General features: G+C 59.1%; 4 protein-coding genes and 4 pseudogenes. 7 read left to right on the top strand and 1 reads right to left on the bottom strand.

Going from position 1 to position 7,111, the window contains the following annotated elements; genetic code table 11:
• Window positions 1–135: pseudogene (locus HV744_RS35820) on the top strand (SAM-dependent methyltransferase); the annotation flags it as partial.
• Between the two features lie 223 nt (window positions 136–358).
• Here the strand turns inward: HV744_RS35820 and HV744_RS35815 are convergent.
• Window positions 359–1,267: a LysR family transcriptional regulator gene (locus tag HV744_RS35815; RefSeq protein ID WP_175153974.1), complete on the bottom strand. Its 909-nt coding sequence runs from the start codon at window positions 1,265–1,267 to the stop codon at window positions 359–361.
• Between HV744_RS35815 and budA the strand changes: the two genes are divergently transcribed.
• From budA to HV744_RS36960, 6 genes and pseudogenes are all read left to right on the top strand, one after another.
• Window positions 1,217–2,146, top strand: coding sequence for an acetolactate decarboxylase (gene budA / locus HV744_RS35810; protein WP_343056499.1), 930 nt, complete (start codon window positions 1,217–1,219; stop codon window positions 2,144–2,146). The two genes, HV744_RS35815 and budA, sit on opposite strands and share 51 nt — an antisense overlap.
• A gap of 61 nt (window positions 2,147–2,207) precedes the next feature.
• Window positions 2,208–3,893, top strand: a complete 1,686-nt coding sequence (alsS, locus tag HV744_RS35805; RefSeq protein ID WP_175153973.1) for an acetolactate synthase AlsS — start codon at window positions 2,208–2,210, stop codon at window positions 3,891–3,893.
• 441 nt (window positions 3,894–4,334) lie between these two features.
• Window positions 4,335–4,505, top strand: a pseudogene (locus HV744_RS35800) (IS110 family transposase); the annotation flags it as partial.
• Between the two features lie 69 nt (window positions 4,506–4,574).
• Window positions 4,575–5,752 (top strand): IS3 family transposase gene (locus tag HV744_RS35795; protein WP_217469213.1). Its coding sequence is split into 2 segments (ribosomal slippage): window positions 4,575–4,842 and window positions 4,842–5,752, totalling 1,179 coding nucleotides; the frame shifts between segments, so codons are not numbered across the junction.
• 25 nt (window positions 5,753–5,777) lie between these two features.
• A pseudogene (locus HV744_RS35790) lies at window positions 5,778–6,638 on the top strand (IS110 family RNA-guided transposase); the annotation flags it as partial.
• Between the two features lie 286 nt (window positions 6,639–6,924).
• Window positions 6,925–7,111: pseudogene (locus tag HV744_RS36960) on the top strand (IS110 family transposase); the annotation flags it as partial.

Genomic DNA, 7,111 nt, shown 5'->3' with positions numbered 1-7,111 from the left:
CGCGTGTATCTCGCCGGCTGCGCGTACGCGTTCGAAGCGGACGACGTGTCGATCTACCAGGTGGTGTGCCGCAAAGCCGGCCGCAGCGCGAAAACCTTGCCGTGGTCGCGCAAGTATATGTACGCCGTCAAATAGAAGCGACTCCCGTTTGATACTTCAGAATGGCCGGAGCCTGGTATTGGCGCGCGGAGCAACACCGAAGCAGTCGTGAAAGCCATTCTGACGAAATGGCCGTGGGAGAGGGGCAGGCGAATTTCAGCTACCCGAAAGAAACGTTTGTGATGGGGCGGAGGCCTGAGTTGCCCCAGCATCGTGGCGCATTTTCCGCGTTTGGCAACCTTGTGAGAATGCGCGCATCTCACGCCGCGTCGACGGCACTGCGCTCCTGGACCAGCCGCTTGGCCAATCCGACGAAATTGCGCACCACGCGGGAGAACTCGCCCGACCGATAGGCGAGCACGATTTGCGCCTTCGGCCGGGTTCCTTCTATCGCGTGGTAGCTCACACCCGCGTGGACCTGGCGAATGGAGTTCGGCACGACGGAGACGCCAAAGCCTGCGGCAACCATGCTGACGGCTGACGCAACCTGGGTGGACTCCTGCCCGAGTAGAGGAGTAAATCCAGCACGCTGACACGCCGAGATCACCTCGTCGTAAAGAGCCGGTGCAATGGCACGGGGAAACATGATGAGCGTTTCGTGCGCGATCGAACGTAGGTCGATGCACGGGGACGCTGCCATCGGATGTTGAGGCGGCAGCACGATCAGCATGTCCTCATCGAGCAGCGCCTCGGTCTTTAGGCGGTCCGACTCCTGCGATGTCTGCCGAATGATGGCGAGATCGATTCGTCCTGCCATCAGATCGTCGATCAATGCCTCCACGTTGCTCTCCGACGGCGATAGTCTCACTGCGGGATGCGACTCGCGATACGCACGCACGATATCCGCAATGACAGGATGAAAAACCACGGAACTCGCGAAGCCGACGCGAATGCTGCCGGTCTGCCCGCGCGCTGCGCCCTGCGCCCGGCTTTTCGCAAGCTCGACCTCATTCACGATACGCCGCGCGTCTTCATAGAGAACCCGGCCCGCATCGGTCAATTCAACGCCACGCGTCAGCCGGCGAAAAAGCTGTGCACCTATTTCATGCTCGAGCTTGCGTATCTGTTGACTAAGGGGCGGCTGCGCCATCCCGAGACGCTCTGCGGCACGCGTGAAATGCCGTTCCTCGGCAACGACCACAAAGTACTTGAGGTGGCGAAACTCCATATCGATCTCGTCTTGAAGAGGACTGTTTTCTATATTAGACGGTTACGCTGCGGGGAAACATACTGTCGATGTAGCAACATCATTGCAGGAAGCGAGATTATGAAAAATACAGGCGTGTGCTCTTGCGTGCAAGAGATTGCAAAATCATTTGTAAACCTAAATATAGATCAACCGCAAAGCGAGATTTATCAAACGTCTTTGATGAGCGCACTCATCGATGGCGTGTACGACGGAAACATGACGATCGCAGAGTTGCTCGAGCACGGCGACTTCGGTCTCGGAACGTTCAATGACCTTGACGGTGAACTGGTCGCCTTCGATAGTGAAGTGCACCAGTTGCGCGAAGACGGTAGCGCGCGTGTCGCCGCGATGGACCAGAAGACACCATTCGCCGTGATGACGCACTTCCGCCCAACCATCAGCGGCCAGTTAACGACCACGCTGGAAAAGATCGACGTGCAGGACCTGATCGACAGAATGGTGGGCTCGCCCAATCTCTTTTGTGCATTCCGTATCGACGGCCGCTTTGAACGCGTCGAGACACGCACCGTGCCACGCCAGACCAAGCCCTATCGGCCGATGCTGCAGGCAATCGAAAACCAGCCGGTCTTCACGTTCGAGAACTCGTCGGGGACGCTGGTGGGTTTCCGGTGTCCGCCGTACGTGCAGGGCATCAACGTAGCCGGCTTCCACGTTCATTACATCACCGATGACCGGAAGGGCGGTGGCCATGTGCTCGACTACCGGCTGCTGGAGGGCAAGCTCGAACTGGCAAAGATCTCGAAGTTGCGGATCGATCTGCCGCATACGGAGAGCTTCCAGCAGGCAACCTTGCATTCGGAAGAGATGAATGCGGCCATTGAGGCGGCAGAGGGCTGATGAATCGGCAGGCCGGTGTAAATCCCGGCAATTGAATGACAGATATCTGGCGGAGTGAAATATGTTGAAGAATGCAAACGACGTCGACACGGTCTGGGATTGTGGCGCGGACCTGGTAGTCCGCAATCTCGAAGCTCAAGGCGTCAAACATGTGTTCGGTATCCCGGGGGCGAAGATTGACCGCGTCTTCGACTCGCTGGTTGATTCGACGATCGAAACGGTCGTTGTGCGGCACGAAGCGAATGCGGCGTTCATGGCGGCGGCCGTCGGTCGACTGACAGGCAAGGCGGGCGTTGCGCTGGTCACGTCCGGCCCCGGCTGTTCCAATCTCGCCACCGGCCTTGCGACGGCCAATTCGGAAGGCGATGCGATGGTGGCGATTGGCGGCGCCGTGAAACTGGATGACCGTCTGAAACAGGTGCATCAGACGATGGACACTGTGAGCCTCTTCAAGCCAATTACCAAATACAGTGCTGAGGTCGTCGCGTCTTCGTCGATTTCGGAGGTGATGAGCAATGCATTTCGCGTCGCAGAGCGTCCGCGGCCAGGCGCCGCGTTTGTCAGCCTGCCCATGGATATCGTGAATGCGCCGGCAAAAGGCGACGTGTTCACCAACCTTCCCGCGCCGGCAATGGGGCCCGCACCCGCCGACGACATTCGTACGGTAGCGGAGCTGCTGAAGGAAGCGCACAGTCCGGTGCTGCTGCTCGGACTGCTGGCCAGCCGTCCGGAGAATGCCGGGGCGGTTCGCAAATTCGTCGCGCAGACGGGCGTGGCGGTGGCCGGCACCTATCAGGCCGCGGGCGCGATCGACGCCGCGCAATTCACGCGCTTCGCAGGCCGCGTCGGACTCTGGAACAATCAGCCGGGCGATCGCCTGATCGATCAGGCGGACGTGGTCGTGACGGTGGGCTATAGCCCTGTGGAGTACGACCCGCCATTGTGGAACAGGAACGTGCGGCGACCGCTCGTCCATATCGATGTACTGCCCGCCGATGCCGACCGGCACTATCGGCCCGCAGTCGAACTCGTCGGCGACATCGCCGCAACGTTGGAGCTGCTTGCCGCTGAACTCGACACCCTAAATGCGTCGCCGGAGGCGAACGCCATCCTGGCGACGCTCGCACAGGCACGTGTCACCCTGACAAGAAAATCCGCGGACCTCGGCGGCTGTCCGGTTCATCCGCTGCGGATCGTCAAGGAGTTGCAGGACATTGTCGACGCTCACACGACGATGTGTGTCGACATGGGCAGCTTCCACATCTGGATCGCGCGCTATCTTCACAGCTTTCGCGCGCGGCAGTTGCTGATCACGAATGGCCAGCAGACAATGGGCGTGGCGCTTCCGTGGGCGATTGCCGCTTCGCTGGTGCGCCCTGGCGAGAAGATCATTTCTGTTTCCGGCGACGGCAGCTTCATGCAGTCTAGTATGGAACTGGAGACAGCAGTACGGCTCAAGTCGAACATCGTTCACGTTATCTGGGTCGACAACATGTACAACATGGTTGAGATCCAGGAAATGAAGAAGTACAGCCGTCGTTCGGGCGTCGAGTTCGGACCGATCAATTTCAAGGCCTACGCGGAGTCGTTCGGTGCAGCCGGGTTTGCGGTCAGATCCGCAGACGAACCGCGTTTGACGTTGCGTCAGGCGATGGAGGTGGAAGGTCCTGCGGTTGTCGCCATTCCGGTCGACTATTCCGATAACCCCAAGCTGATGGAGCCGCTGCGTGCGGATTACCTGATTTAGCGCAACAGCAACGTGGCAACGCGGCAGCAAGGAGCGGAACGTTCGCTGTCGCAAGCAACGCATCAATTTCATCGGTCTTCGGGACTTAACAGCAGGACCTCATTCGGAAGAGACGTTCAAGTGGCGCTATGTTTCGACTAACTCAACCGGCTTGCGCCGGTCGCGAAGACGAAGGCCCGTGGCACGGCGATTGTGCGGGCCAATCCGACCGCCGTGGATGCGAGGGCTCTGATGTGATGGACGACTCCCGCTAGACGGCGGGAAATTCATGCCAAAGTGGACAGGTCGTGATGCCCACGGCAAAGGAGCGAATTGAAATGAACGCGTCCCACCCCATGAATGAGTAAGCAACGCAAGATCGCACATCGTTGTGCCAATAGCATGCGCATGGCAAAAATGGAGGATCATTGATGCCTTCACAGCTAAACCCGAGAGTCCAGCATGAATCGTACGGCAGTGGGCATAGACATCGCAAAAAACGTGTTCCAGGTGCATTACATCGATCACGCTACCGGAGAGATCGTGAACAAGCCGATCAAGCGCGCGAAGTTCCTTGAGTTCTTCGTGAACCGTGCACCGTGCCTGATCGGGATGGAAGCATGCGGTGGAGCTGTAGTGGTCTAATTTCCTCGGACAAGTCGATAGGAGGACAATCCTGATTCGACGAGGAAAAAGAGCAAGATGACAAGAAGGCGCCGACAATTTGACGCCAGCTTCAAGCTGGAAGTGGTACGAATGGTACGTGACCAGGGTCTATCCGTGGGTGAAGTGTGCCGGTCGATGGACCTTGTTGAGACAGCCGTGCGGCGCTGGGTGGCTCAATATGACGCGGAGCGTGCTGGCGGCCCTGGTGAGGGCAAGCCGCTGACGGCGGAACAGCAGCGCATCCGGCAACTTGAGGCGGAGAACCGACAGCTGCGCGAGGACAACGCGCTGTTAAAAAAAGCGTCGGCCTTCTTTGCACGGGAACTGAAGTGAGTTATCGCGTGGTAACTCACTTGCAACAGGAGGCCATATCGGTCAGTGACGCCTGTCGGGTTTTGCAGGTGAGCCGCTCGGGCTACTATGCGCACCGGCGTGCCAGGCCGAGCGCAAAGAGCCTGCAGGAACAGACCCACGTCAAGGCAGCATTTGCCGCCAGCGGTGCGAGCTACGGCAGCCGGCGTGTGATGCATGCGCTGCGGGAGCAAGGGCTGCGTATTGGGCGCCACCGGGTGCGTACGCTGATGCGCGAAGCGGGCCTGCGCACGAGCTGGAAGCGCAAGTTCGTCTCGACGACTGACAGCAGACATACGCTACCTGTGGCAGAGAACGTGCTTGACCGGCAGTTTGACGCGGCCGAGCCCAATCGCGCGTGGGTTTCGGACATCACGTATATCCGCACGGCGCAGGGCTGGCTGTATTTGGCGGTCGTGCTGGACCTGTACTCACGCAAGGTGGTTGGCTGGTCCATGGCGCCCACCATGCCAGCCGGACTGGTCATAGCGGCGCTGACCATGGCGCTGCAGCAGCGCCGGCCAGCGCCCGGACTGGTCCTGCATTCGGACCGGGGCAGCCAGTACGCGAGCGATGAATATCAGGCCTTGCTCAAGCAGCATCACGTGGTTTGCAGCATGAGCCGCAAGGGAAATTGCTGGGACAACTCGGTGATGGAGCGGTTCTTCCTGAACCTGAAGATGGAGCGCGTGTGGCAGCGTCAGTACGCCAACCACGACGAGGCACGGCGCGACATCAACCAGTACATTGTCGGTTTCTACAATGCCGTACGCCTGCACTCGACTTTGGGCTATCTGTCGCCCGCTGCCTACGAGGCGAAACCGACAGTGAAAGAACCTATCTGCCTGTCCGAAATAACTTGACCACTACAAGCGCACCACTGGGCCATGCGGTGTAGCGCACCACTGGGCCCGACAGCTTGTCAAGATGGGCCACGAGGTGCAACTGATGCCGGCAGAATTCGTCAAGGCGTTCAACATACGTAACAAGAACGACGCGGCAGATGCGCAGGCAATCTGGCGGGCCGTGCAGCAGCCTAGCAAGGGTGTGGCGGTGAAGACAGAGGCGCAGCAGGCAATGCTGGCACTGCACCGGATGCGACAGCAGCTCATCAAGTTTCGCACGATGCAGATCAACAATCTGCGTGGGCTGTTGACGGAATACGGCGAAGTAATGGGCAAGAGCCGTGCCGCCTTGGACAAGGCGATTCCGGAGGTGTTCGGGCGTGTTTCAGAGCGCCTACCTGTGGTAGTGATCGATACACTGCGCGAACAGTGGAATGGACTGGCGAAGCTCGACGAGCAGGTTGCCAGCATCGAGCGCCGGATGCGCGAGTGGAAGAAGGAAGACAAGTCCGTCAGGAATATCAGTGAAATTCCCGGCGTGGGCCTACTCACGGCAACGGCGTCAGTGGCGATGATGGGTGACCCGAAGGCATTCAGATCCGGACGCGAATTTGCTGCGTGCATCGGCATCGTGCCGAAGCAGACCGGCTCCGGCGGCAAGGTGAACCTGCACGGTATATCAAAGCGCGGCGACTCGTATCTCCGCACGCTGCTGATCCATGGTGCGAGATCGGTGATAGAGAATGCGAAGGAGCCCGGCCCGTGGGTCGAGGAAATGCTCAGGCGAAGGCCCAAGAATGTCGTGATCGTTGCGCTGGCCAACAAGATGGCGCGGACGATCTGGGCCGTACTCGCACACGACAGGCCGTACCAGAAACGTTTCGCGAGTGTGAAGCCCGCGTAAGTGGCTTACGTGACGTCGAAGATTAACGTTTAACACAGGGTGAACGTCGAAAGGTTGCGCAGCAATCGAGTGTGATGACAAGCCAGGTAGGACCGGGACCCGCTAAACCTGAATGATGAAAAGAGCTTCGAGCTCGTGGAGCGAATGAGGTGCGGGTCAGCGGATTTCATAGGGGGCCGCAGCGGCCGTACTCGCAGCAACAAGCCCGGATATAGAGATGCAGCCCATCCTGTCAGTCAGAACATGCGATAACTGTTGCAAATGGGACGCGTTCATATAGATCATCATGAAGATAGCGACTGTTGGACTGGATCTGGCCAAGAGCGTGCTGCAGGTTCACGCAGTGGATTCGCAAGGCCACATTGTTGTGCGCAAACAGCTCAGACGCGCGGATGTACTCCGGTATTTCGCGACGCTTGAACCGTGCGTGGTCGGTATGGAAGCGTGTGGGTCGTCGCACTACTGGGGCCGGG

Source organism: Paraburkholderia ultramafica (assembly GCF_902859915.1).
GTDB classification, from domain to species: Bacteria; Pseudomonadota; Gammaproteobacteria; order Burkholderiales; family Burkholderiaceae; genus Paraburkholderia; species Paraburkholderia ultramafica.
Note: the sequence above shows the minus strand (reverse complement) of the source record. Positions and strands in the feature narration are given on the sequence as shown.